This window comes from Mycolicibacterium hodleri, assembly GCF_025822245.1.
In the GTDB taxonomy this organism is placed as follows: Bacteria; Actinomycetota; Actinomycetes; order Mycobacteriales; family Mycobacteriaceae; genus Mycobacterium; species Mycobacterium hodleri.
This window is the reverse complement of record NZ_JACKTL010000073.1, coordinates 53,848-78,625: the sequence shown is the minus strand read 5'-3', so window position 1 is coordinate 78,625 and position 24,778 is coordinate 53,848. Positions and strand designations below refer to the sequence as shown.

General features: G+C 68.6%; 21 protein-coding genes and 1 tRNA gene. 8 read left to right on the top strand and 14 right to left on the bottom strand.

The genetic code is table 11. The features are described 5' to 3' along the window. Nucleotides 1-13: 13 nt before the first annotated feature. Nucleotides 14-1,546 (bottom strand): amino acid permease, encoded by a 1,533-nt coding sequence (locus H7J06_RS30160; protein WP_264043373.1) that lies wholly within the window; start codon nt 1,544-1,546, stop codon nt 14-16. 88 nt (nt 1,547-1,634) lie between these two features. Then, on the bottom strand, nt 1,635-2,420 hold the full coding sequence (locus H7J06_RS30155; RefSeq protein WP_264043371.1) for a serine/threonine-protein kinase: 786 nt from the start codon (nt 2,418-2,420) through the stop codon (nt 1,635-1,637). 89 nt (nt 2,421-2,509) lie between these two features. Between H7J06_RS30155 and H7J06_RS30150 the strand changes: the two genes are divergently transcribed. Both H7J06_RS30150 and H7J06_RS30145 read left to right on the top strand, forming a co-directional pair. Next, on the top strand, nt 2,510-3,484 hold the full coding sequence (locus H7J06_RS30150) for a 4-(cytidine 5'-diphospho)-2-C-methyl-D-erythritol kinase (RefSeq protein ID WP_264043370.1): 975 nt from the start codon (nt 2,510-2,512) through the stop codon (nt 3,482-3,484). A gap of 325 nt (nt 3,485-3,809) precedes the next feature. Then, on the top strand, nt 3,810-5,444 hold the full coding sequence (locus tag H7J06_RS30145) for a fatty acyl-AMP ligase (RefSeq protein ID WP_264043368.1): 1,635 nt from the start codon (nt 3,810-3,812) through the stop codon (nt 5,442-5,444). Nucleotides 5,445-5,557: 113 nt separating this feature from the next. On the opposite strand, the gene H7J06_RS30140 is transcribed toward H7J06_RS30145, so the two are convergent. Next, on the bottom strand, nt 5,558-6,097 hold the full coding sequence (locus H7J06_RS30140; protein WP_264043366.1) for a DUF6611 family protein: 540 nt from the start codon (nt 6,095-6,097) through the stop codon (nt 5,558-5,560). 108 nt (nt 6,098-6,205) lie between these two features. Here H7J06_RS30140 and H7J06_RS30135 point away from each other — a divergent pair, with 108 nt between their 5' ends. Further along, nucleotides 6,206-7,240, top strand: coding sequence for an epoxyqueuosine reductase (locus H7J06_RS30135; protein WP_264043364.1), 1,035 nt, complete (start codon nt 6,206-6,208; stop codon nt 7,238-7,240). A gap of 6 nt (nt 7,241-7,246) precedes the next feature. Here the strand turns inward: H7J06_RS30135 and pth are convergent, their stop codons facing one another. From pth to H7J06_RS30095, 8 genes are all read right to left on the bottom strand, one after another. Then, on the bottom strand, nt 7,247-7,822 hold the full coding sequence (gene pth / locus H7J06_RS30130) for an aminoacyl-tRNA hydrolase (protein WP_264043363.1): 576 nt from the start codon (nt 7,820-7,822) through the stop codon (nt 7,247-7,249). A 5-nt stretch (nt 7,823-7,827) separates the two neighbouring features. Further along, nucleotides 7,828-8,493, bottom strand: a complete 666-nt coding sequence (locus tag H7J06_RS30125; protein ID WP_264043361.1) for a 50S ribosomal protein L25/general stress protein Ctc — start codon at nt 8,491-8,493, stop codon at nt 7,828-7,830. A 161-nt stretch (nt 8,494-8,654) separates the two neighbouring features. Further along, nucleotides 8,655-9,521: an oxidoreductase gene (locus H7J06_RS30120; RefSeq protein ID WP_264043359.1), complete on the bottom strand. Its 867-nt coding sequence runs from the start codon at nt 9,519-9,521 to the stop codon at nt 8,655-8,657. A 28-nt stretch (nt 9,522-9,549) separates the two neighbouring features. Next, entirely contained in the window at nt 9,550-10,194 is a 645-nt protein-coding gene (locus H7J06_RS30115; RefSeq protein ID WP_264043357.1) for an LpqN/LpqT family lipoprotein, read from the bottom strand. A gap of 14 nt (nt 10,195-10,208) precedes the next feature. Continuing rightward, on the bottom strand, nt 10,209-10,889 hold the full coding sequence (locus H7J06_RS30110) for an LpqN/LpqT family lipoprotein (protein WP_264043355.1): 681 nt from the start codon (nt 10,887-10,889) through the stop codon (nt 10,209-10,211). Beyond that, nucleotides 10,882-11,862, bottom strand: coding sequence for a ribose-phosphate diphosphokinase (locus H7J06_RS30105; protein ID WP_264043353.1), 981 nt, complete (start codon nt 11,860-11,862; stop codon nt 10,882-10,884). Before H7J06_RS30105 ends, H7J06_RS30110 begins: the two co-directional genes overlap by 8 nt. Before the next feature lie 91 nt (nt 11,863-11,953). After that, nucleotides 11,954-13,414 (bottom strand): bifunctional UDP-N-acetylglucosamine diphosphorylase/glucosamine-1-phosphate N-acetyltransferase GlmU, encoded by a 1,461-nt coding sequence (gene glmU, locus H7J06_RS30100; RefSeq protein ID WP_264043351.1) that lies wholly within the window; start codon nt 13,412-13,414, stop codon nt 11,954-11,956. An 80-nt stretch (nt 13,415-13,494) separates the two neighbouring features. After that, nucleotides 13,495-13,566: transfer RNA gene (locus H7J06_RS30095), tRNA-Gln, on the bottom strand. 83 nt (nt 13,567-13,649) lie between these two features. Here H7J06_RS30095 and H7J06_RS30090 point away from each other — a divergent pair. The 3 genes from H7J06_RS30090 to H7J06_RS30080 all read left to right on the top strand — a co-directional run bounded on the left by H7J06_RS30090 (nt 13,650) and on the right by H7J06_RS30080 (nt 18,975). Beyond that, nucleotides 13,650-14,294: a TetR/AcrR family transcriptional regulator gene (locus H7J06_RS30090; protein ID WP_275080099.1), complete on the top strand. Its 645-nt coding sequence runs from the start codon at nt 13,650-13,652 to the stop codon at nt 14,292-14,294. Between the two features lie 104 nt (nt 14,295-14,398). Beyond that, on the top strand, nt 14,399-18,031 hold the full coding sequence (gene mfd / locus H7J06_RS30085) for a transcription-repair coupling factor (RefSeq protein WP_264043349.1): 3,633 nt from the start codon (nt 14,399-14,401) through the stop codon (nt 18,029-18,031). Between the two features lie 56 nt (nt 18,032-18,087). Next, on the top strand, nt 18,088-18,975 hold the full coding sequence (locus H7J06_RS30080) for a nucleoside triphosphate pyrophosphohydrolase (protein WP_372515447.1): 888 nt from the start codon (nt 18,088-18,090) through the stop codon (nt 18,973-18,975). 83 nt (nt 18,976-19,058) lie between these two features. Here the strand turns inward: H7J06_RS30080 and efeB are convergent, their stop codons facing one another. The 3 genes from efeB to efeU are packed head-to-tail and all read right to left on the bottom strand — an operon-like array spanning nt 19,059 to nt 22,481. Further along, nucleotides 19,059-20,375 carry an iron uptake transporter deferrochelatase/peroxidase subunit gene (gene efeB / locus H7J06_RS30075; RefSeq protein ID WP_264043345.1) on the bottom strand — a complete coding sequence of 439 codons (1,317 nt, stop codon included), beginning with the start codon at nt 20,373-20,375 and terminating at the stop codon, nt 19,059-19,061. Then, a complete protein-coding gene (efeO, locus tag H7J06_RS30070; RefSeq protein WP_264043343.1) occupies nt 20,356-21,528 on the bottom strand; it encodes an iron uptake system protein EfeO in 1,173 nt (390 codons plus the stop codon). Before efeO ends, efeB begins: the two co-directional genes overlap by 20 nt. After that, nucleotides 21,525-22,481, bottom strand: a complete 957-nt coding sequence (gene efeU, locus H7J06_RS30065; RefSeq protein WP_264043342.1) for an iron uptake transporter permease EfeU — start codon at nt 22,479-22,481, stop codon at nt 21,525-21,527. Before efeU ends, efeO begins: the two co-directional genes overlap by 4 nt. Before the next feature lie 174 nt (nt 22,482-22,655). On the opposite strand from efeU, the gene H7J06_RS30060 reads away from it, so the two are divergent. Together H7J06_RS30060 and eno are read left to right on the top strand one after the other, a co-directional pair. Beyond that, the gene (locus H7J06_RS30060) at nt 22,656-23,387 is read left to right on the top strand and encodes a lytic transglycosylase domain-containing protein (protein ID WP_264043341.1); all 732 of its coding nucleotides are present in this window, start codon (nt 22,656-22,658) and stop codon (nt 23,385-23,387) included. Between the two features lie 84 nt (nt 23,388-23,471). Next, entirely contained in the window at nt 23,472-24,761 is a 1,290-nt protein-coding gene (gene eno, locus H7J06_RS30055) for a phosphopyruvate hydratase (protein ID WP_264043338.1), read from the top strand. The last annotated feature ends 17 nt before the right edge of the window (nt 24,762-24,778 follow it).

Here is a 24,778-nt window from a genome sequence, read left to right as displayed (position 1 = left end):
ACGGTCCCCGCCGTCAGCCCTTGTCGTCGTCCTTCTTCGTCTTGGCCGCTTCGCGCGCCCTGGCGTCCTTGGCCAGGAACTCGTCTTGCAGCGGGGTCTCCGCGTAGATCGGGTAGTTACCCGTGATCCCGACGCGTTCCTGGGCCACTGCCAGCACCCGGTCTCGGACGGCGTACCAGCCGCCGATGAGCGCCGGCACGATGATCACCAACGCGATGGCGTTCCAGTAGTTCTCGATGCACATCAGCACGACGACCGCCGCCAGGAACAGCAGGGTGGCGTAGCTCGTGTACGGGGCGCCGAACAGTCGGAAGCTGGGCCGCTCCAGGATGCCCTTCTGCGACCAGCGGTACAGCTGGATCTGGCAGATGACGATGGTGGCCCATGAGGCGATGATGCCCAGCGCCGACAGGTCCAGCGCGATGTTGAACGCCTCCGCGGGTACCACCAGGTTGAGGAAGACACCGACGACCGTGAAGCACGCCGTCAGGGCGATGCCCGCCCAGGGGACGCCCTTCTTGGACATCTTCGCGGTGAACTTCGGTGCGCTGCCGTTCATCGACATCGACCGCAGGATGCGGCCGGTCGAGTAGAGGCCGGCGTTGAGGCTCGACAACGCCGCCGTCAGCACGACGAAGTTCATGATGTCGCCGGCGGCTGGAACCCCGATGCTGGAGAAGAACGTCACGAACGGGCTGGTGCCCTGCTTGTACGCGGTGAACGGCAGCAGCAAGGCCAGCAGGATCAGCGAGCCGACGTAGAAGATGGCGATGCGGAAGATGACGGAGTTGATGGCCCGCGGCATGATCTTGGCCGGATTCTCGGTCTCGCCCGCCGCCGTGCCGACCAATTCGACTGCGGCATAGGCGAAGATGACGCCCGAGGTGATCACGACCAGCGCGATGAGCCCGTTGGGCAGCAGGCCGCCGTTGTCGGCGATCACCGACGGGCCGGTGCTGGCGCCCTCGACCTTGAAGCGGCCCGCCAGGAAGACGATGCCGACGACGAGGAAGGTGACCAGCGCGACGACCTTGATCAGCGCCGCCCAGAACTCCATCTCGCCGAACCACTTGACCGAGATCATGTTGATGGTCAGCACGATCACCAGTGCGATGAGCGCGATCAGCCACTGCGGTATCGCCCCGAAGGTGCCCCAGTAGTGCATGTAGAGCGCGATGGCGGTGACGTCGACGATCGACGTGCACGCCCAGTTGAAGAAGTACATCCAACCGGCGACGTACGCGGCCTTCTCGCCCAGGAATTCGCGGGCGTAGGACACGAACGACCCCGACGAGGGGCGGTGCAGCACCAGTTCGCCGAGGGCTCGCAGGATGAAGAAGACGAAGACGCCGCAGATGGCGTAGACGATGAACAGGCCCGGCCCGGCGCTGGCAAGCCGGCCGCCGGCCCCCATGAACAGGCCCGTGCCGATCGCGCCACCGATGGCGATCATCTGGACCTGGCGGGGTTTGAGCCCCTTCTCGTAGCCCTCTTCTTCATGTGCGAGCGCGGAATTGTCGTATGCGCTCTGAGATTCGGTGGTCATTCGACGAAGCTAGTCGCCGACGACCGGGGGCGTCGCGGCCAGGGGTAAAGATTGAGTTACGGAAAGCCGGGCAAATGGCTGGGTGGGCTCACCCAATCGCGTGGATGATCAACGAAATGAACTCCGAGCAGGACTGATACCGAAGGTCGGGGGACTTGGCCATCGCCTTGGCGAGGATCGAGTCGAACGCCCGGGGCAACCAGTCGATCCGCCGAGAGTACTTCGGCACCGGGCTGTTCAGGTGGGCGTTGACCAGGGACATCGACGTCTTGGCCGTGAACGGCGGTGACCCCGTGAGCAGTTCGACGACCGTGCAGGCCAGCGCGTACTCGTCCGACGACGGTTCGGGCGGGTGCCCGTGCAGCACCTCCGGTGCCGCGTACGGCAGCGACGCCTCGACGTGCGTGATCCGGTGTGCCCCGTCCTCGGCGAGCGCGCGGGCGATGCCGAAGTCGACCAGGATTGCCCCGCCAGCCGAAAACAGTTCGCAGACAAGGATGTTCGACGGCTTCACGTCGCAATGCACGATGCCGAGGGCGTGGACGTGGTCCAGGGCGTCGGCGATCTGGGCGAGCGCGGTGAGGCGCAGCGCCCGGCCGGGCAGGCTCGTCGCCGTTCCGCCGGTGATCAGTTGCATGGACAGCCAGCCGGGACCGTGGTCGTACATGGTGACCACGTGGGGGTGGGCGGCCTGCTTGGCGAACTCGAACTCGCGTTCAAGCCGGGTCATGTGGACGGCGTCGCGATGGTGTTCGTCGAGCACCTTGAGCGCGACGGGACCGGCCGATCCGCCCGTGTGGTGGGCCCGGTAGACGGTCGCGGAACCGCCGTGGCCGACGGCGCCGTCGAGCACGTAGTCCCCGAACGCGTCCATTGTTGACGGCATTCTCGCAGACGGGGGCGTGACGCGGGGATCGAGCGACTTCCTTTTCCGTCGCGGCCGCGCTTCGTTACTGTCGTTGCGTGCCCCAGTCCGACGCAGCTGCCGAATGGGTGTCGACGGGGTCGGTGACGGTTCGCGTGCCCGGCAAGGTCAACCTCTACCTCGCCGTGGGCGATCTTCGCGACGACGGCTATCACGAACTCACCACGGTGTTCCACGCCGTGTCGGTGTTCGACGAGATCACCGTGCGCAACGCCGACGTGCTGTCACTCGAGTTGGCGGGGGACGGGCTGGGTGCCGACGCCGCCTCACTGCCCCTGGACCATCGCAATCTGGCGTGGCGTGCCGCGGAGTTGATGGCGACCCACGTCGGCCGCGAGCCAGACGTGGCCATCACCTTGGAGAAGTCGATTCCGGTGGCCGGTGGAATGGCCGGTGGCAGTGCGGACGCCGCCGCCGTCCTGGTGGCGATGAACGCGCTGTGGGAGTTGGGGGTGCCCCGCCGGGATCTGCATGCGTTGGGAGCCGAACTCGGCAGCGACGTGCCCTTCGCCCTGCACGGCGGCACCGCACTGGGCACCGGGCGCGGCGAACAGCTGGCAACGGTGTTGTCGCGCAACACTTTTCACTGGGTGCTGGCGTTCGCCAACGGCGGCCTCTCCACCCCGAAGGTGTTCGCCGAGATCGACCGGCTGCGCGCTGACGCCACCAAGGCTCAGCCCGCCCGCCTCGAGGATCCCGAGCTGCTGCTCGCGGCGCTGGCCTCTGGCGACCCCTTCGAGCTGGCGCCCCTGCTCGGCAACGACCTACAGCCGGCGGCGCTGAACCTCGACTCGACACTGCGCAGGACGCTGCGTGCGGGGGCAGACGCCGGGGCGTTGGCGGGAATCGTGTCCGGCTCGGGGCCGACGTGCGCCTTCCTGTGCCCGACGGCGGCGGCCGCGGTCGACGTCGGTGTGCAACTCACCGGCGCCGGTGTCTGCCGCACGGTGCGGGCGGCGAGCGGCCCGGTGCACGGCGCCCGGGTGGTTCAGGCGCCCTCGAACACGGTGTGACCCACGCCTCAATTAGGCCATAAGTTTGGTAGTTACTTAAGAGTCTCTTAAGATGATCGGCGGTGACAACGAGCGGTTTCACGTGCGGCGCGACGACTTCCCCCACCGTGGTCTTCGGTGGGCGATACTTCAGCGGCGGCACCGATCAAGCCCAGTCCGGCGGAGCCAACTTCACCGCACCCGTTTCGAGACATAATCGCACCCCAATCGTGTGCACGTTCCGCTCGGAACGCGCGCGCACACGGGTGGAACATGGAACAGCGCGTGTTGGCTTCACGTCCAACACTGGGGCCCACGGCGGGCTCCCCAGATCCAGGAGGTTGTCGTGAGCAGGTTTACCGACAAGATGTACCGCAATGCTGCGACCGTCAGCACGGGCATGGTGACCGGCGAACCGCACGAGCCGGTGCGACACACCTGGGGTGAGGTGCACGAACGCGCCCGGCGCATCGCGGGCGGGCTGGCCGCGGCCGGCGTCGGCCCCGGAGACGCGGTCGGCGTGCTGGCCGGCTACCCCGTCGAGATCGCGCCGACGGCGCAGGCGCTGTGGATGCGGGGCGCCAGCCTCACGATGCTGCACCAGCCCACGCCCCGCACCGACCTCGTCGTGTGGGCCGAGGACACCATGAACGTGATCGGGATGATCGAAGCGAAGGCCGTCATCGTCTCCGACCCGTTCCTGGTCGCCATCCCGGTGCTCGAGGAGAAGGGCATCCTCGTCCTCAAGGTCGGCGAACTGCTCGAGGCCGAGCCGATCGACCCCGTCGAGACCGACGAGGACGACCTCGCGCTGATGCAGCTGACGTCCGGCTCGACCGGCTCGCCGAAGGCCGTCCAGATCACGCACCGCAACATCTACTCCAACGCCGAGGCGATGTTCATCGGCGCGGAGTACGACGTCACCAAGGACGTCATGGTGAGCTGGCTGCCCTGTTTCCACGACATGGGCATGGTCGGCTTCCTGACCATCCCGATGTACTTCGGTGCCGAACTGGTCAAGGTCACGCCGATGGACTTCCTGCGCGACACGCTGCTGTGGGCGAAGTTGATCGACAAGTACAAGGGCACCATGACCGCGGCGCCCAACTTCGCGTACGCGCTGTTCGCCAAGCGGCTGCGCAACCAGGCCGAGCCGGGCCAGTTCGACCTGTCGACGCTGCGGTTCGCGCTGTCGGGCGCCGAGCCCGTCGAGCCGGCCGACGTCGAGGACCTGCTGGACGCGGGCAAGCCGTTTGGTCTCAGCCCCAAGGCCATTCTGCCCGCCTACGGCATGGCCGAGACGACGCTCGCGGTGTCGTTCTCCGAATGCGGTGCCGGTCTGGTGGTCGACGAGGTCGACGCCGATCTGCTGGCCGCCCTGCGGCGCGCGGTGCCGTCCACCAAGGGCAACACTCGCCGGCTGGCCTCCCTCGGCCCGCTGCTGCGTGACCTCGAGGCCCGCGTCGTCGACGAGCACGGCGAGATCATGCCCGCGCGCGGCGTCGGCGTCATCGAGCTTCGCGGGGAGTCGCTGACCCCCGGCTACATCACGATGGGTGGTTTCCTGCCAGCCCAAGACCAGCACGGCTGGTACGACACCGGCGACCTCGGCTACCAGATGGAGAACGGCCACATCGTCGTGTGCGGCCGCGTCAAGGACGTCATCATCATGGCGGGCCGCAACATCTACCCGACCGACATCGAGCGGGCCGCGGGTCGTGTCAAGGGCGTCCGGCCCGGCTGCGCCGTCGCGGTCCGGCTCGACGCAGGCCACTCGCGCGAGACGTTCGCGGTCGCCGTGGAGTCCAACGCCTGGGAGGACCCGGTCGAGGTACGACGCATCGAGCACCAGGTCGCCCACGAGGTCGTCACCGAGGTCGACGTCCGGCCCCGCAACGTCGTGGTCCTCGGGCCCGGCACCATCCCGAAGACGCCGTCGGGCAAGCTGCGCCGCGCCAACTCGGTATCGCTGGTCACCTAGCGACCCCTCCGTCGCGCCAAACGTGGACTGTCGTCACGCCGGTGTGCGGATTCCCGTAGCACGGGTCCAGTTCGGCGGTAAGCCGTCGGCCGGACGCCGACGACCCTTCTCGGCTACCCGCGTTCGGCGTCCGTGCGTGCTCGGATGTCGGCGCCCATCCGGTTGTAGACGCACCACACCAGCAGTTCGTGTTCGACGGGCTGGATCTCGCCGCTGGTGAGCCGACCGTCGGCCTCGATCAGATCGTGGGCCAGCCCGTAGAACTCGAGGAAGTGCTCGGCGGCCAGTGGGTCGTGGATGCCCGCCCGCCGGATCGCGGTCATGGTCCGGACGTTGCCGCGGTTGGCCGCCGTCATCGCCATGACCACCGCGCCCGCGCCGAGGAACACCGTCGCGGAAATCCACAGCGCGGCAACGGCTCCGAGCGCCGGCACCAGGAGGATCTCGAGGATCAGGAAGATCGCCATGCCCCACGTCGGCCAGGCGCGCCGGATGCGCAGGAGCATCCGGTCGTCGGAGGAGATCCCGGGCGGGAAGACTGCCAGTCGGTAGCGGGTGATGCCGTAACGGGTGGGGGACACCTCGAGCGATCCCCAGGTGTGCCCACCGTCGAGTAGTCGCCGCCAGCGAGGCGTGGTCGTCGTGTCGTTCACGAGTTCAGGTCTACGCCGGGGGAACGGTCGCGGCGGCCGTCTATACGCAATCCTGACGGACTTCGATCCAATCCTAACGCTGGCTAGATATTGTGTACTATACCCAGCATGACGGATCGCGTGGCAGGACGAATCGCCAACCATCCCACCGTGCGAAAGGTGCTCGCCAACAAGGCCGAACCGCCACCGGCGGTGATCGACGCCGACTGGTTGCGCGAGATCTGCCTGTCCGCCGGTGCCGACGACGTCGCGTTCGCCAGCGTCGAGAATCCCGCCCTGGCCTTCGAGCGCGAACACGTCGACTCCGCGTTGCCGGGCGCCAAGAGCTTCATCTCCCTGGTGGTGCGGATGAACCGAGACAACGTACGCTCGCCGGCGCGCAGCGTGGCCAACCAGGAGTTCCACCGCACCGGCGAGATCATCAACGAGGCCGCCCACCGGATCACCCGTGCCCTGCAGGACGTCGGCCACCGCGCGCTGAATCCGTCGGCGACCTTCCCCATGGAGATGGACCAGTTTCCCGGCCGGATCTGGGTGGTCGCGCACAAACCCGTCGCTGTGGCGTCCGGGCTGGGGGTCATGGGCATCCACCGCAACGTGATTCATCCGAAGTTCGGAAACTTCATCCTGTTGGCCACCATCCTGGTCGACGCCCCGATCACCAGCTACGGTGAGCCGCTGGACTATTCACCGTGCCTGGAGTGCAAGCTCTGTGTCGCGGCGTGCCCCGTCGGCGCCATCGGCAAGGACGGTGAATTCGACTTCGTCGCGTGCTCGGTGCACAACTACCGCGAGTTCATGGGCGGCTTCACCGACTACGTGCAGACCATCGCCGACAGCACCGACGCCGCCGACTTCCGTTCGCGCGTCACCGATTCGGAGAATGCCTCGATGTGGCAGAGCCTCTCGTTCAAGGCGAACTACAAGGCGGCCTACTGCCTTGCGGTGTGCCCGGCGGGGGAGGACGTCATCGAGCCGTACCTGGACGATCGCAAGGGCTTCATGGATCTGGTGCTCAAACCGCTTCAGGCCAAACGGGAGACGCTGTACGTGCTGCCGAATTCGGCTGCCAAGGCCCACGCCGAGAAGCGCTATCCGCACAAGCCGGTGAAGGTGGTCGACAGCGGCATCACCGGCCGCTGAGGCGGACTACCAGGCGTGCACGGTGTTCTGCGCCGTCTCCAGACCCAACTCGATCAACAACTCGGTGGCGTCGGCGGCCTGCTCACAGATCAAGCCGACCTCCGGGCGCTCGGCGGCGCTGAAGTTCTCCAGCACGAACGTCGCGGGATCCTTGCGGCCCGGCGGTCGGCCGACCCCGACGCGCACGCGCTGAAAGTTCTTGGTACCCAACGCTGACGCGACCGAACGCAACCCGTTGTGGCCCCCCTCGCCGCCGCCCAGCTTGAGCCTGATCCGACCGAAGTCGATGTCCAACTCGTCGTGGATGGTGATGACGTCGGCGGGGGCCACCGAGTAGAAGTTCGCCAGCGGACCGACCTGGCGCCCCGACTCGTTCATGTACGTCCGCGGCTTGGCCAGCACCACCGACCGGCCGCCGAGGCGGCCGGTCGTCACTTCGGCGCCGGACTTCTTGTGCACCTTGAACCCCGAGCCGATGCGATCGGCCAGGACGTCGGCGACGAGGAAGCCCAGATTGTGCCGCGTCGTCTCGTATCGCGGTCCGGGATTGCCAAGGCCGACCACCAAGAGTGGTTCGGCCACGGCGACTACTCGGACTCGGAGGTGTCGGACTCGTCCTCGGTGGAGGCCTCCGCGTCGGCGGCGGGCGCGTCGACGGCCTCGCCGGCACCCTCGGCCTCGAGGTCGGCGGCGGTCGGCGCCGGGATCACGTTGACGACCAGCAGCTCGGGATCGGAGACCAGCGTGACGCCCTCGGGCAGCGGCACCTGGGAGGCGAGGAACTGCGTGCCCGCCGGGATGCCCTCGACCGACAGGGTCAGGCTCTCGGGGATGGACATGGCGTCGGACTCGATCTCGATGGTGTTCGACTCCTGGTTGACCAGGGTGTCGGGGCCCGCGTCGCCTTCGACGACGACGTTGATCTCGACGGTGACGCGCTCGCCGCGACGGACGATGATCAGGTCGACGTGCTGGATGTTGCGACGGATCGGGTGAATCTCGATGGCCTTGGGCAGTGCGAGTGCCTCGGTGCCGTCGATGTCGAGGGTCAGCACGGCGTTGGTGCCGAAGTTGCGCAGCACGGCGGCGAATTCGCGCGCCGGCAGCGTCAGGTGCTGCGGGTCGGCGCCGTGGCCGTAGAGCACGGCGGGCACCTTGCCGTCGCGACGGGCCTGACGCGACGCGCCCTTGCCGGTCTTCGCGCGGACCTCAGCGGTCAGATTGTTCGATGCGTGGGCCGCAGTCTTGGCCATGTGTGTCGCTCCTGTGCCGGGTGGTTCGGTGGCACGGTGAGGGCGACTAGAAGCAGCTGAGCTGCGAATCGGTTCCCGTCGATAACGGTAGGCCACTGAAGTTCGAAGACTCAGCGGTCCACCCTCGCCGTGATCGTCGCCAAGGCTAGCGCACTAGCCCGTCAGATCGAAAATTTGGTGCCGGTGAGCTGCTCGGACAGGTCCCACAGACCACGGGCCGTGCGGGCGTTGCGGGCCAGCGGACTACGGGTGGACAGCCCGGTGGGCCCGGCCATCCCGAACTTCGGTCCGACGAATGCGTCACCGGGCAGCAGCTGCGACGCCGCGAACAGCGTCTGGCGTGCGCCGAAGTCGGCATTGGTGGCCAGCTTGTTGCCGAGCGACAGCAGCGTGCCGCTGACCTTGCCCTCCGAGTGTCCCTGCAGGTTGGTGGCCGAGTAGCCGGGGTGGGCGGCGACGGCCGTCACCACCGAGTCCGCCGCGTCGAGCCGACGCTGCAGCTCGGTGGTGAACAGCAGGTTGGCCAGCTTGGACTGACCGTAGGCCAGCCACGCCGAGTACGGCCGCGCCTTCCAGTTCAGATCCTTGAGGCTGATCTTGCCGATCAGATGCATGATCGACGACACCGTCACCACGCGGTCGGTGATCTTGGGCAGCAGCAGGTTGGTCAAGGCGAAGTGGCCGAGGTGGTTGGTGCCGATCTGGCTCTCGAAGCCGTCGACGGTCTGCGCGTAGGGCACGGCCATGATCCCGGCGTTGTTGACCAGGACGTCTACGGCGTCGACCGAGTCGGCGAACGCCCGCACCGAGGCCAAGTCCTGCAGGTCGAGCTTGCGCACGTCGACGTCGCCGCGCATGCCGGCCGCGGCGGCGCGCCCCTTCTCCACGTTGCGCACCGCGACGATGACCGTGGCGCCGACGCGCGCGAGTTCTCGGGCGGTGACCTCGCCGAGCCCGCTGTTGGCGCCGGTGACGATCACCGTCCGGCCGGCGAACGAGGGCAGGTCTGCGGCGGTCCAGTCGGTCATGGCGCCACCCTAGCGTCCGCGCCCGCGGCTATTTCTTGGCGACAGTGAAGCCCTTGATGACCGCTTCGATGTCCGGTCCGTCGTCCTGCGCCTCGTTGGCGAACGCCGTCACGGTGAGCTGGACCAGATACGTCTGGCCCGGCAGTCCGGCCCTGGCGGGGGTGCCCTGGGCGATGACGATCCGGTTGTAGCTCTGCATCCGTTGGCCGTTGAGGTCGTAGGTGCCTTCGATCATCGACGACGGGAAGCCCATGTAGTCGTTGGTCGAGTCGTTCAGCTTGGTGAAGTTCTGCGACAGTTCGGCGTCGCCGTTGGCGTGCTTGAGCGCCTCGCGGACGTCGAAGTTCCCGTCGAGCTGGAACACCAGCAGCATCGCCGTCGGGTAGGTGTCGCCCTTGGCGATCGTGCGGGTGCCCGGCGCGAGGTTGACGTTGAAGTAGGGCTTCCAGCCCGGCGGCTCGGGCACGGTCACCGTCAGGTCGGTCAGCTTGTCGGGGGCGACGGGCGCGCCGGTGATGCCGATGTTCTCGAAGTACGTCGACAACGAGATGGGCTTGTCGGTGTTCGGTGCCGTGGTGGTCGTCGACGTGGTCGTCGTCCAGATCGACTTGTAGTCGGGGGTCGACGGCCCGCAGCCGGCCACGACGAGCGCGAGCACGGCCGCGCCGATCACTGCCCCGGCGCCCCTCAGGAGACCGCCACCTTGAAGCCGGTGACGATGCCCTTCAGCGGTGGGTTGGCGGCGATTTGCTGATCGGTCGGCGTGGTCACGGTGAGCTGCGCGAGATACCGCTTGCCGGTGGACGGGACGTCGGCGATGACGATGCGGTTGTAGTGCTGCGTGGCGCCGGTGATGCCCTGGGCGGCGGCCGACGGGAACCCGTCGTAGTCGTCGTAGGACTCGGTGACGTCGGTGGCCCCGGGCGGCAGCGCGTCGGCATTGGCGTGGCGGATGGCGTCCTTGGGGTCGAACGGCCCGGTGAGCTCGACGGCCATCAGGGTCACCGACGGCCCGTTGCCCGTCTGGCCGACCGGCTGGATGAACTCGACGCCGGTGGCGAACAGCGGGTCGGCGGTCTGCGCCCAGCCGTCGGGCACCGGCACCGTGATCGCCAGACCGGGCGCCTGGTCGAGGTGCACGGGTGCGCCGGCGACGTTGATCGACGCCAGGTAGTCGCGGAACCCCTGCGGCCGGTCGGCGGGCGCCGCGGGGGCCGGCGGTGCCGGCGTCATCGTAGGGGTGTCGCTCGTCGGGGTCGACGACGGCGAGGTGGAGGACGACGCGGCGTCCTGACTCGCCGACGAACAGCCGGCCAGGACGAGTGCGGTCGCCAGCACGCCCGCGCAGCGCCGCAGGATCTCAGGCATCCCCGTCGAACAGTCCCGTCACAGAGCCGTTCTCGAACACCGCGCGGATGGTGCTGGCCAGCAGGGGTGCGATCGACAGCACGGTCAGTTGCGGGAACATCTTGTCCTCGCCGATGGGCAGCGTGTTGGTGACGACCACTTCGCGCGCACCGCTGTCGGCCAGCCGGTCGCGCGCCGGGTCGGAGAGCACGCCGTGGGTGGCGGCGATGACGACGTCGGCGGCACCGTCGGCCTTGAGCAGCTTGACCGCGCCGGCGATGGTGCCGCCGGTGTCGATCATGTCGTCGGTGAGGATGCAGGTCTTGCCCTTGACGTCACCGACCACGCGGTTGGACTTCACCTGGTTGGGCACCAGCGGGTCGCGCGTCTTGTGGATGAACGCCAGCGGGACGCCGCCGAGCGAGTCGGCCCACTTCTCGGCGACGCGCACCCGGCCGGAGTCGGGGGAGACGACGACCATGTCGTGGTCGGCGTAGTTCTCGCGGATGTATCCGCACAGCAGCGACTGGCCACGCATGTGGTCGACGGGGCCGTCGAAGAAGCCCTGGATCTGATCGGTGTGCAGGTCGACCGAGACGATCCGGTCGGCGCCGGCCGTCTTGTACAGATCGGCGACCAGACGTGCCGAGATGGGCTCACGGCCGCGGTGCTTCTTGTCCTGACGGGCGTAGGGGTAGAACGGCAGGATCGCCGTGATGCGCTTGGCGCTGCCGCGCTTGAGCGCGTCGATCATGAGTAGTTGTTCCATCAGCCACTTGTTCAGTGGCGCGGGGTGGGACTGCAGCACGAAGGCGTCACAGCCGCGCACCGACTCGTCGAAGCGCACGAAGATCTCGCCGTTGGCGAAGTCGCGGGCCGTCTGCGCGGTGACGCTGACGTCCAACTCCTTGGCGACTTGTTCGGCGAGCTCGGGATGCGCACGACCCGAGAACAACATCAGGTTCTTGCGATTGTCGGTCCAGTCCGTGGCCACGTCGAAGCTGCCTTTGCCGTCGGGGATCGATACGGAGTAATCGTACGTAGCGATTCTGGCGGCCCGTGGCCGGGTTGCCGGAATGCCAACATCAGGTGTCCGTTGGGTCGCTCTCCGCGGTGGCCTTGCGGGCGGCTTGGGCGGCCGCGCTGCCGGGACGCTTGCGCTCCACCCAGCCCTCGATGTTGCGCTGCGGACCCGCCGAGACGGCCAGTGCGCCGGGCGGCACGTCCTCCCGGACGACGGTGCCCGCGCCGGTGTAGGCGCCGTCGCCGACCGTCACCGGTGCGACGAACATGTTGTCCGATCCCGTCTTGGCGTGGGACCCAATCGTGGTGCGTTGCTTGACTTCTCCGTCGTAATTGACGAAGACGCTCGACGCGCCGATGTTGGTGTGCTCGCCGATGTCGGCGTCGCCGACGTAGGTCAGGTGCGGCACCTTGGTGCCGGCGCCGATGGTCGAGTTCTTGGTCTCGACGAAGGTGCCGATCTTGCCCTCGGCGCCGAGCTCGGTGCCGGGCCGCAGGTAGGCGAACGGGCCCACGACGGCGTCGTCGCCGATCACCGACGAGGAGCCGTGCGTGCGGATCACCGTCGCGCCGTCGCCGACGGTGACACCCGTCAGCGTGGTGTCGGGACCGATCTGACAGCGCGCCCCGATCCGGGTGGTGCCGAGCAGCTGGGTGCCCGGGGCGATGACGGAGTCGCGGCCGACGGTCACGTCGACGTCGATCCACGTGGTGGCGGGGTCGACCACGGTGACGCCGCTGCGCTGGAGGGCGGCGACGATGCGGCGGTTCAGCTCGGCGTGCAGCTCGGCCAGCTGGACGCGGTCGTTGACCCCGGCGACCAGGGCGCTGTCGTCGACGTGGCGGCCGCGGACGCTCTTCTGGTCGCGGCGGAGGATCTCGACGGCGTCGGTGAGGTAGAGCTCGCGTTGGGCGTTGTCCGAGCGCAGCTGGGTCAGCGCCCAGCGCAGCGCGTCGGCGTCGAAGGCGTAGACCGCGGCGTTGACTTCCCGGATGGCCCGCTGGGACTCCGTCGCGTCGGCTTGCTCGACGATGCTCGTCACCTCCCCGTCCTGCGTGCGCAGGATCCGGCCGTAGCCGGTCGGGTCGGCCAGGGTGGTGGTCAGCAGGGTTGCAGCCGTCGACCGGCCGACGTGGTCGTCGATGAGCCCGGCGAGGGTGTCGGAGTCCAGGAGGGGGACGTCGCTCGCCGTCACCACGACCGTGCCGGAGAAGTCGGCGGGTAGGGCGGCGAGCCCACAGCCGACGGCGTGGCCGGTGCCCAGCTGTTCGTCCTGGACGGCGATCTCGATGGGGCGGCCGAGGTCGTCGGCCAGCCCGTTGACCGCGGGGACGACGTGGTCGCGGCCGGTGCCGACGACGACCACCAGGTGCTGCGGGGAGACCTTGGCGATCGCATGCAGGGTGTGCGAGAGCATGCTGCGGCCGGCCAGGGTGTGCAGCATCTTGGGGATGTCGGACTTCATCCGGGTGCCCGCGCCTGCGGCCAGGACGATGACTGCGGTTTCGCCTCGTGTCGCCATGTGGTGGGCTCCTTCGTGCGGTTTCGGTGCGAAGTTCCGCGCTCACCGCGGCTAAGTGCGCCGAAATCGCTGGCTGGGTGCTCCGTCGCCAGGACTCGAACCTGAACTATCTGAACCAAAATCAGAGGTGCTGCCGATTACACCACGACGGACTGCGGGAGTGACTTTAGTCGACTCCGCGGGGGCGGGGATTACGCGCGGCGGGCAGGAGCGAAGCGACCTGGGGATTACCCTGATGGCCGTGGCGGCGCCGGAGAAGGAAGTGCGCGCACCCCGCGCGCGCATGACGGGCACCGAACGACGCCAACAGCTGGTCGAGATCGCCAAGTCGTTGTTCGCCGAGCGCGGGTACGACGCGACGTCCATCGAGGAGATCGCCCAACGGGCGAACGTCTCCAAGCCGGTCGTCTACGAGCACTTCGGCGGCAAGGAAGGCCTCTACGCCGTCGTCGTCGACCGCGAGATGTCGGCGCTGCTGGACGGCATCACCTCGTCGCTGACGAACAACCGGTCGCGGGTGCGGGTCGAGCGGGTGGCCCTTGCCCTGCTGACCTACGTCGAGGAGCGCACCGACGGCTTCCGCATTCTGATCCGCGACTCCCCGGCCAGCATCGCCTCCGGCACGTATTCGAGCCTGCTCAACGACGCCGTCAGCCAGGTGGCGTCGATCCTGGCCGGCGACTTCTCCCGCCGTGGCCTGGACCCGGAGCTGGCGCCGCTGTACGCCCAGGCCCTGGTCGGTTCGGTGTCGATGACCGCGCAGTGGTGGTTGGACACCAGGGAACCGAAGAAGGAAGTCGTGGCCGCGCACCTGGTCAACCTGATGTGGAACGGGCTGACCCATCTGGAAGCCGATCCGGAACTGCACGACCAGCACTAGCCGACGGCGTCGAATGGCCAGTTGACACACGGTTTTTCGACGTCACCGTGGGGTAAGTGGCCAGTCGGGGTCCTTCGAGCGATGACGACTAGACTGGGAGCACAATGACTACATCGGGGCACCCCCATGTCCAGACCCCGATGGCCGGCCTGGTGCGTCTCGCGCTGACCGACCCGGGTCTGGCAGAGCTCACCCGTCGCGCAGGCGACGCCACCGCGGAATCAGCCCTCGTCGGGCCGCCCAGCGCGCGGCTGTTCGTCGCCGCGGCGTTGGCCGACGCAGGGCCGCTACTGGTCGTCACCGCGACCGGCCGGGAGGCCGACGACCTGACCGCCGAGTTGCGCGCGGTCCTGGGCGACGCCGTCGCCATGTTCCCGTCCTGGGAGACCCTGCCGCACGAGCGGCTCTCGCCGGGCGTCGAGACGGTCGGCGCCCGGATGATGGTGCTTCGCCGCCTCGCCAGGCCCGACGACCGACGCCTCGGCGCACCGCTGCGGGTGGTGGTCACCACGGCGCGTTCGCTGCTGCAGCCGATGGCGCCCGATCTGGCCGACGTGGAGCCGGTGACGTTGACGGTGGGCCAGGACGCCGAGTTCGATTCCGTGTTGGAGCGGCTGGTCGAGCTGGCGTACACGCGGGTCGACATGGTGGGCAAGCGCGGTGAGTTCGCCGTCCGCGGCGGCATCCTCGACGTGTTCCCGCCGACTGCCGAGCATCCGGTGCGCGTCGAGTTCTGGGGCGACGAGGTCTCGGAGATGCGGATGTTCTCCGTCGCCGACCAGCGGTCGATTCCCGACATCGCCGTGACCGAGGTGATCGCCGTCCCGTGCCGGGAGCTGATGCTCACCGACGACGTGCGCGAGCGGGCCGCGGCCCTGTCGGCCGACCAGCCCCATGACGACAACCGTGTCACCGGAACGGTCAGCGACATGTTGGCCAAGCTGGCCGAGGGCATCCCCACCGACGGCATGGAGGCGCTGCTTCCGGTGCTGCGGCCGACGGAGCTGTCGCTGCTGTCGGACCATCTGCCCGCCGGGGCGCCGGTGCTGGTGTGCGACCCCGAGAAGGTGCGCACCCGCGCGGCGGATCTGATCAAGACCGGTCAGGAGTTCCTCGAGGCGTCGTGGTCGGTCGCGGCCATGGGCGCCGACGCTCCCATCGACCTCGAGCAGCTCGGCGGTTCCGGATTTCGTGAGCTCGCCGACGTGCGGGCCAACGCCGCGGTCGGCGGGCACCCGTGGTGGACGCTGAGTCAGCTGGCGGACGGTTCGGCGATCGAGCTCGACATCAAGTCGGCGCCGTCGGCGCGGGGCCAGCAGAACAACCTCGACGAGATGTTCGCGATGCTGCGGGCCCACGTGACCACCGGCGGACTGGCCGCGGTCGTGACGCCCGGTGCGGGCACGGCGCAGCGCATCGTCGAGCAGTTGGGCGAATCCGACACGCCCGCTTCGATGTTGGCCCCCGGCGACGTGCCGAAGCCGGGTGTGGTCGGGGTGCTCAAGAGCCCGCTGCGCGACGGCGTCGTGCTGCCGGGCGCGAATCTGGTCGTCATCACCGAGACCGATCTGACCGGCAACCGGGCCGCCGCCACCGAGGGCAAGCGGCTGGCGGCCAAGCGCCGCAACGTCGTCGACCCGCTCGCACTGGCCGCGGGCGACCTCGTCGTGCACGACCAGCACGGCATCGGGCGCTTCGTCGAGATGGTCGAGCGCACCATCGGCGGCGCCCGCCGCGAGTACCTGGTGCTGGAGTACGCGTCGGCCAAACGTGGTGGCGGGTCGGACAAGCTGTTCGTGCCGATGGACTCGCTGGATCAGCTGTCCCGCTACGTCGGCGGGCAGGAACCGTCGCTGAGCAAGCTCGGCGGCAGCGACTGGACCAACACGAAGACCAAGGCGCGCAAGGCCGTTCGCGAGATAGCCGGCGAGCTGGTGACGCTGTACGCCAAGCGGCAGGCCGCCCCCGGCTTCGCCTTCGGCCCGGACACCCCGTGGCAGGCCGAGATGGAGGACGCGTTCGGGTTCACCGAGACCGTCGACCAGTTGACCGCGATCACCGAGGTCAAGGCCGACATGGAGAAGCCGGTCCCGATGGATCGGGTGATCTGCGGCGACGTCGGCTACGGCAAGACCGAGATCGCGGTCCGCGCGGCGTTCAAGGCGGTGCAGGCAGGCAAGCAAGTGGCGGTGCTGGTGCCCACCACGCTGCTGGCCGATCAGCACCTGCAGACGTTCTCCCAGCGCATGGCCGGCTTCCCGGTGACGGTGAAGGGGTTGTCGCGCTTCACCGACACCGCCGAGTCCCGCAAGGTGGTCGAGGGCATGAAGGACGGGTCGGTCGACGTCGTGATCGGCACCCACCGGCTGCTGCAGACCGGCGTCACGTGGAAGGACCTCGGACTGGTCATCGTCGACGAGGAGCAGCGATTCGGCGTCGAACACAAGGAGCACATCAAGTCGATGCGCACCCACGTCGACGTGCTGACCATGAGCGCCACGCCCATTCCGCGAACGCTGGAGATGAGCCTGGCCGGCATCCGTGAGATGTCGACCATCCTCACCCCGCCCGAGGAACGCTTCCCCGTCCTGACCTACGTCGGACCGCACGACGACAAGCAGGTGGGTGCGGCGCTGCGGCGGGAACTGCTCCGCGACGGTCAGGCGTTCTACATCCACAACCGGGTGAAGTCCATCGACTCGGCGGCCGCCAGGGTGCGCGCGCTGGTGCCCGAGGCGCGCGTCGTGGTGGCGCACGGGCAGATGCCCGAGGAGCAGTTGGAGCGCACCGTCGAGGGCTTCTGGAACCGGGAGTTCGACATCCTGGTCTGCACCACGATCGTCGAGACGGGCCTGGACATCTCGAACGCCAATACCCTGATCGTCGAGCGCGCCGACACGTTCGGCCTCTCGCAGCTGCACCAGTTGCGCGGCCGCGTGGGACGAAGCCGTGAGCGGGGCTACGCGTACATGCTGTATCCGCCCGAGGTGCCGCTGACCGAGACCGCCTACGACCGGTTGGCGACCATCGCGCAGAACAACGAGCTCGGGGCGGGCATGGCCGTGGCGATGAAGGATCTCGAGATCCGCGGTGCGGGCAACGTGCTCGGGGCCGAGCAGTCCGGTCATGTGGCGGGCGTCGGCTTCGACCTCTACGTGCGGTTGGTCGGCGAGGCAGTGGAGGCCTATCGCGCCGTGGTCGACGGCAATACCGTTGCCGCCGTTGAGGAACCGAAGGACGTGCGCATCGACCTGCCGGTCGACGCCCACCTGCCGCCCGACTACATCGGCAGCGACCGGCTGCGGCTCGAGGGCTACCGCCGGTTGGCCGCCGCGCAGGATGAGGCGGCGATCGCCGGTGTCGTCGAGGAGCTGGTCGACCGGTACGGGCCGCTGCCCGAGCCCGCGCTGCTGCTGGTGGCGGCCGCCCGGCTGCGGCTGCTGTGCCGTCAGTACGGCGTGACCGAGGTGACAGCGTCGGCGACGACCATTCGCGTCACCCCGTTGACTCTGCTGGATTCCCAACAACTTCGGCTCAAGCGGATGTACCCGTCGGCGACCTACCGCGCGACGACGTCGACCATCACGATCCCGATCCCGCGCGTCGGGAGCGGGGTGAGCGCGCCCCGGGTCCGGGACGCCGAATTGCTGCGCGTGGTGGCGGGATTGCTGCTGGCGCTGGACGGCCGACCCCAAAACGACGTCGACGTCACCGACCTGGCGGGGGTGGTCACGTGAGCGCCGGCTCGGTCGCGTCGACCGTCGTCCTGGTCGACCCGCGCCGGCCGTCGCTGATGCCCGTGGAGGCGGTGGCGCTGCTCGCCGGCGACGTGCAGTACACCGAGGAGATGCCGGTCAAGGTCCCGTGGTCGCTGCCCGCGTGCCGGCCGGCCTACCTCGGCGAGGACGCCCCGGTGCTGTTGTCGTCGGACCCGAATCACCCGATGGTGAAGGCTCGGCTGGCAGCCGGGGCGACGCTGATCTGCACGCCCGCACCGCCATCCGGCGAGCGGCTGGTCGACGCGGTCGCGATCATGGACACCCTCCGTAAGGCGGGGCCGTGGGAGGGCGAGCAGACCCACGAATCGCTGCGGCGGTATCTGCTCGAAGAGGTCTACGAGCTGTTCGACGCGGTCCGCATCGGCGACGCCGACGAGCTGCGCGAGGAGCTCGGCGACGTGCTGTTGCAGGTGCTGTTCCACGCCCGCATCGCCGAGGACGCCGACACGTCGCCGTTCGGCATCGACGACGTGGCCGACGCGCTGGTGCGCAAGCTCGGCAACCGAGTCCCGGCAGTGCTTGCCGGAGAAGCAATTTCGCTCGACGACCAGCTGGCGCAGTGGGAGGAGCGCAAGGCGCTGGAGGCCAAGGTGAAGGCTCGCGGGTCCGTCATGGACGACGTGCCGACCGCTCAGCCCGCGCTGGCGCTGGCGAACAAGGTCCTGGAGCGGGCCACCGCGGCGGGTCTGCCCACCGATCTGATGCCCGAGGGCCTGGTGGCGATCGGGGCGACGTTCGGTGGCGACCCCGAGAGTGCCGTGCGCGCAGAGGCGTTGGACTTCGTGGACGTCGTCCGCAAGGTCGAGCAGAGCATCCTGGCGAGCCGGGGCGGCACTGATCTCGAGGACGCCCAGCTCGGCGTCGTCACCGAAGAGGAGTGGCGCGCGCACTGGCCGACGTAGGTTTGCGCCGAGCGTGGAGTTGTGTGCGGCGTGTGGCCGAGAAGTGGTGCACAAGTCCACGTTCGACGCCGCAAGGCGACGCCTCAGGACAGCAGCGTCGAACCCCAGTAGGCGGACGCGTCACCGTCGCGCAGCCCGGGCGGGCAGGCGAACAGGGCGGTGCCCGTGTGGGTGATGTACTCGTTGAGGGCGTCGCGTCGCGACAGCTCCATCTGCATGGGGACGAACGACGTCCGCGGGTCGCGCACGAACGCGATGAAGAACAGGCCGGCGTCGAGATGGCCGAAACCGTCGGTGCCGTCGGTGAAGTTGTATCCCCGACGCAGGATCTCGATCCCGTTGAGGTTCTCCTTCGACGCCAGCCGCACGTGGGCGGCCATGTCGATCAGCGGGGTGCCCTTGGAGCTCTTGGTGGTGAAGTCCAGCGCGTCGAACTCGTCGGCGTAGCCGATCGGTGCGCCGGTTCCCTTGAGGCGCCCAATGACTCGCTCCTGCTCCATGAGCGTGGTGTGGTCCCAGTTCTCGATGCGCATCCGGATGCGGCGGGTCACCAGGTAGGAGCCGCCGGTCATCCACGCGGGGCCGTCGCCGTCGGCGACCCAGACGTGCTTGTCCAGCGCGCCGGTGTCCTCGGCCTTGAGGTTCGACGTTCCGTCCTTGAAGCCGAACAGGTTTCGCGGCGTGGCCTGGCCGCGGGTGGTCGACGACGTGCGGCCGAAGCCCAGCTGCGAGTAGCGCACCGCGGCCGTGCCGAACGCGACGCGGGCGAGGTTGCGGATGGCGTGCACGGCCACCTGTGGATCGTTCGCGCAGGCCTGCACGCAGATGTCGCCGTGGCTCCTGGCCGGGTCCATCGTCTCGTTCGGGAACTTCGGCAGGTCGATCAACGCCTCCGGACGCTTGTCGGCGACGCCGAAGCGGTCCTTGCCGTCCTTGGTGAAGAACGTCGGCCCGAAGCCCACCGTCAGGGTCAGTTGCGACGCCGGAAGACCAAGGGCCTCACCGGTGTCCGCGGGCGGGGCGTAGGGGTTGAGACCGACGGCGCCGTTGCTGACGGCCTCCTGGGCGAGCGTCATCCGCTCGGCCATCTCGGTCCACTCCTTGAGCATCGCCGCGACGTCGGCACGGTCGTCGGTGGTGACGTCGAAGGAGCAGAAGTGCATGCGATCCTGCGCGGCGGTGACGATGCCCGCCTGGCGCTCGCCGCGGAACGGCACCGAGCTCTGCAGCTCCTCGGTGGCGGTACTGGCCGCCGACGCGCGGCCGGCCAGCGCGCCCGCACCGGCCGCGCCGACCACCGCGGCGGTGACCCCCGCCGCGCCGAACAACTTTCGGCGCGACAGTCCGGCGGGCGTCACCTCCGCGGCGTCGTCGGGATTCTTACTGTCCTGCGATGACACCCTGCACCTGGCTGACTTCCTTGCTGAGCGCGTCGATCGAGCGGGAGAGCTCCTGGCGCTGCGGTTCGGTCACGGTGTCGTACAAGACGAATCCGTCACCCTTGCGGTACTTCTGCAGCAGTGCCTCGGACTCGGCGAAGCGCTGGTCGACCTTCTTGCCGAGGTCGGCGTTGCGCTCGTCGAGGATCGGCCGCACCGAGGACACCGCGGTCTGCGAGCCCTGCAGGTTGGCTTCGAAGTCCCAGAGGTCGGTGTGGCTGAAGATGTCCTCTTCACCGCTGATCTTGCTGGAGGCGATTTCGTCGAGCAGGCCCTGGGCGCCACCGGCGATCTTGGTGGAGTCGACGGTGAAGCCCGGAGCCTTCACGCCGTCGTTGAGTTCCTTGACGTCGGCGACCAGCTGGTCGGCCAGGGCGTTGGCGTCGGGCTGCAGGCCGGTCACCCACAGCTGCTTCTCCAGGGCGTGGAAGCCGGTCCACTTCTGGCCGGGCTCCAGGTCTGCCTCGCGAAGGTCGATGCGGGGGTCCAGATCGTCGGGGAACGACTCGGCGACGGGTTCGATGCGCTCGTAATAGGTACGCGCGACCGGGTATTGGGCCTTGGCGGCGTTCACGTCGCCCTTCTTGACGGCGGCGACGAACACGTCGACGGCCGGAATCAGCGCCTCGGTCTGGCTGTTGACGTACCGCTTGTAGTTGTCGGCGGCTTCCTTGAACTTGCCCTCGGTGTCGACCTGGACGGCGTCGCCGGTGACGGTGAAGTCACCGCGGAATCCGTCGCCGATCATGCCCGGCTTGCACGCGGTCTGGTACTTGCCCGGCTCGGCGAGCTGGACGACGAGCTTGCGCTCGAGTCCGGGGGAGATGTTCTCGACCTCGCCCATCACCCGGTCACCGGCCCCGTAGACGTAGAACTCGGTGACCTTGGTGCCGTTGTTGGTGATCACGAAGGTGCTTGGGCCGGTGGTGCCTTCGGTGCCCGACAGCTCGCACGTCGTGTCGGATGCGTTGACCGTGATCTGCGCGGGCGCGTTCGCGCCGCTGCTGGCCGGGGTCTCGCTTTCCTTCGCCTGGCATCCCACCAGGGAGATGCCCGTCAAAAGGGCGGCCGCGGCGGCGGCGCCCGTCCTCGCAGTTAGAGGAGAGACGTTCACGTGATCGACCTTTCGGATGCGGTGGAGCGTTCCGACTGGTTCGCGTCGGAACTGGTGGAGGGGGAGCCCGGCGGAGGAGTGTCCGCCGGCTTCGCGGGCGCCTTGGTGGGGCGCAGGAAGACGGTGAGAATGACGAGGAGGTAGAGCACCCAGCCTCCGAACTGCAGCCACGTCGGCGTCGGCGTGACGTTGAAGACGCCCTGGATGACCTGGCCGTACCAGGACGACCAGTCGAACCACGAGCTGATGTCGAACGGGCGACTGGTCAGCCCGGGGAGCCAGCCGACGGTCTGCAACGCGCCGATGCCGTAGGACAGGATGCCCGCGGCGACGATCACGAGGAACGCGCCGGTGTACTTGAAGAACTTGGCCAGGTTGATGCGCAGCGCGCCCCGGTACATGGCGTAGGCGATCGCGACGGCGATGACGACACCGACGATGAGACCCGTCAGCGGCCACAGCGTCTTGGCCTCGGCGAAGCCGACCATGAACAGTGCGGTCTCGACGCCCTCGCGGCCAACGGCCAGGAACGAGAGCGACAGAACGGCGAACGCACCCGCCTCGAGGGCCTTGGCCATGTCGCCGCGCAGCTGGCCGGACATGCTCGCGGCGGCCTTGCGCATCCAGAGCACCATCGTCGTGACGATCGCAACGGCGATCAGCGACGCGATACCTGCAATGGCCTCGGCGCCGAGGCCGGAGATGGTGCTGGTGCCGAACTGGATGACCAGGAACACGGCGACGGTCATCACGATGGCCGCGCCGACGCCCAGCCACACCCACTTGAGGGCGTCGCGCCGGTCGGACTTGACCAGGAACGCCACCAGGATGGTGACGACGATGGCGGCTTCCAGGCCTTCGCGGACTCCGATGAGCGCGCTGCCGAAGAGTTGGGAGGAGACGCTGGGGCCCGCAGCCAGCAGCGACACCGAGAGGTCTCCGACCGCGGTCATGCACTCGTCCTTGCTAAGAATGGGCCTCAACCCAGTGTTGGCTAGCCATAGCTAGGTGTGGCTCACCTTAGCAAGCCGATCGCCCGCTGCGGCGCGTCCTGCCAAACGGCGGGAAGGGGGCACTTCCGAACCCGTGGGACGATGGCTGGAGTCCGAATGCGTCGAGGGAGTCCGGTGTCGTCAGTGCGTTGGCTGCGGGCCGTCGTGGTCGTCGTCGCCACAGCGCTCCTGATGGCCTCCTCGTGCTCCTGGCAGGCGGGCATCCCGATTCCCGAGGGCGTACCACCACCACCTGGCGATCCGGTGCCGCAGGTGGACACGCACGCCAAGGGTCGGCCCGCCGACCAGCTGCGCGAATGGGCCTCGGAACGTTCGGGCGCGCTCGGCATCCCCGCGACGGCGCTCGAGGCGTACGCCTACGCCGCGCGCGTCGCCGAGGTGGAGAACCCCAAGTGTCACCTGGCCTGGACGACGCTGGCGGGCATCGGCATGGTCGAGAGCCACCACGGCACCTATCGCGGTGCGACCATTGCCCCCGACGGCGACGTCACCCCGCCGATCCGCGGGGTCCGGCTCGACGGCTCGCTGGGGAACATGTCGATCCCGGACACCGACGGCGGCAAGCTGGACGGCGACCCGCTGATGGATCGGGCGATGGGGCCGATGCAGTTCATCCCCGCGACGTGGAAGCTCTACGGGGTCGACGCCAACAACGACGGTGTCGTCAGCGCCGACAACATCGACGACGCGGCGCTGTCGGCGGCCGGATACCTCTGCTGGCGGGGCAAGAATCTCGCCCAGCCGCGCGGCTGGATGGATGCGCTGCGGGCCTACAACCTGTCCGACCAGTACGCCAAGACGGTGCGCGACTGGGCCACGGCCTACGCCGAAGGGCACTCGCTGTAGCTCTGTCGGCGTCGGTAAACCGCACGCTCTAGGCTGTCTCCTTGCACGACCAGTCCGCACCCAGCACCACGCGAGGAGACGCCAGTGCCCGTCATCGAGCAGATCGCAGCGCGAGAGATTCTCGACTCCCGGGGCAACCCGACCGTCGAGGTCGAGGTGGCGCTCGACGACGGTTCCGCCGCGCGCGCCGCGGTGCCGTCCGGCGCCTCGACCGGTGAGCACGAGGCCGTCGAGCTTCGTGACGGCGGCAGCCGTTACCTCGGCAAGGGCGTCGAAAAGGCCGTGGAGGGCGTCCTCACGGAGCTCGGACCCGCCGTCATCGGTCTGAACGCCGACGACCAGCGGCTGGTCGACCAGGCGCTGCTCGACTGCGACGGCACGCCCGACAAGTCCCGCCTGGGCGCCAACGCGATCCTCGGGGTGTCGCTGGCCGTGGCGAAGGCCGCCGCCGACGCCGCCGGGTTGCCCCTGTTCCGCTACCTCGGTGGCCCGAACGCCCACATCCTGCCGGTGCCGATGATGAACATCGTCAACGGTGGCGCGCACGCCGACACCGGCGTCGACGTCCAGGAGTTCATGGTGGCCCCGATTGGCGCCGCCTCGTTCAAGGAGGCGCTGCGCTGGGGCGCCGAGGTGTACCACTCGCTCAAGTCGGTCCTCAAGAAGCAGGGGCTGGCCACCGGCCTCGGCGACGAGGGTGGCTTCGCCCCCGACATCGCGGGCACCGTCGCCGCGCTCGACCTGATCAGCTCGGCCATCGAGGGTGCCGGCTTCACGCTGGGGTCCGACGTGGCGCTGGCGCTCGACGTCGCCGCGACCGAGTTCTACACCGAGGGCACGGGCTACGCCTTCGAAAAGCAGAACCGCACCGCCGCGCAGATGACGGAGTTCTACGCCGGACTCCTGGACGCGTACCCGCTGGTGTCGATCGAGGATCCGCTCTCGGAGGACGACTGGGAGGGCTGGGTGTCGTTGACCACCGCCATCGGCGACCGCATCCAGATCGTCGGCGACGACCTCTTCGTCACCAATCCGGAGCGCCTCGAGGAGGGCATCGAGAAGGGTGCGGCCAACGCACTCTTGGTCAAGGTCAACCAGATCGGCACGCTGACCGAGACGTTGGACGCGGTGTCCCTGGCGCACAGCAGCGGCTACCGCACCATGATGAGCCACCGGTCCGGCGAGACCGAGGACACCACGATCGCCGACCTGGCCGTGGCCGTGGGCAGCGGGCAGATCAAGACCGGTGCGCCCGCCCGCAGTGAGCGCGTCGCCAAGTACAACCAGCTGCTGCGCATCGAAGAGGAACTCGGCGACGCCGCACGGTACGCCGGCGACCTCGCGTTCCCGCGTTTCTCGGTCGACACCAAGTAGTTTCGGTCTGACTCGGT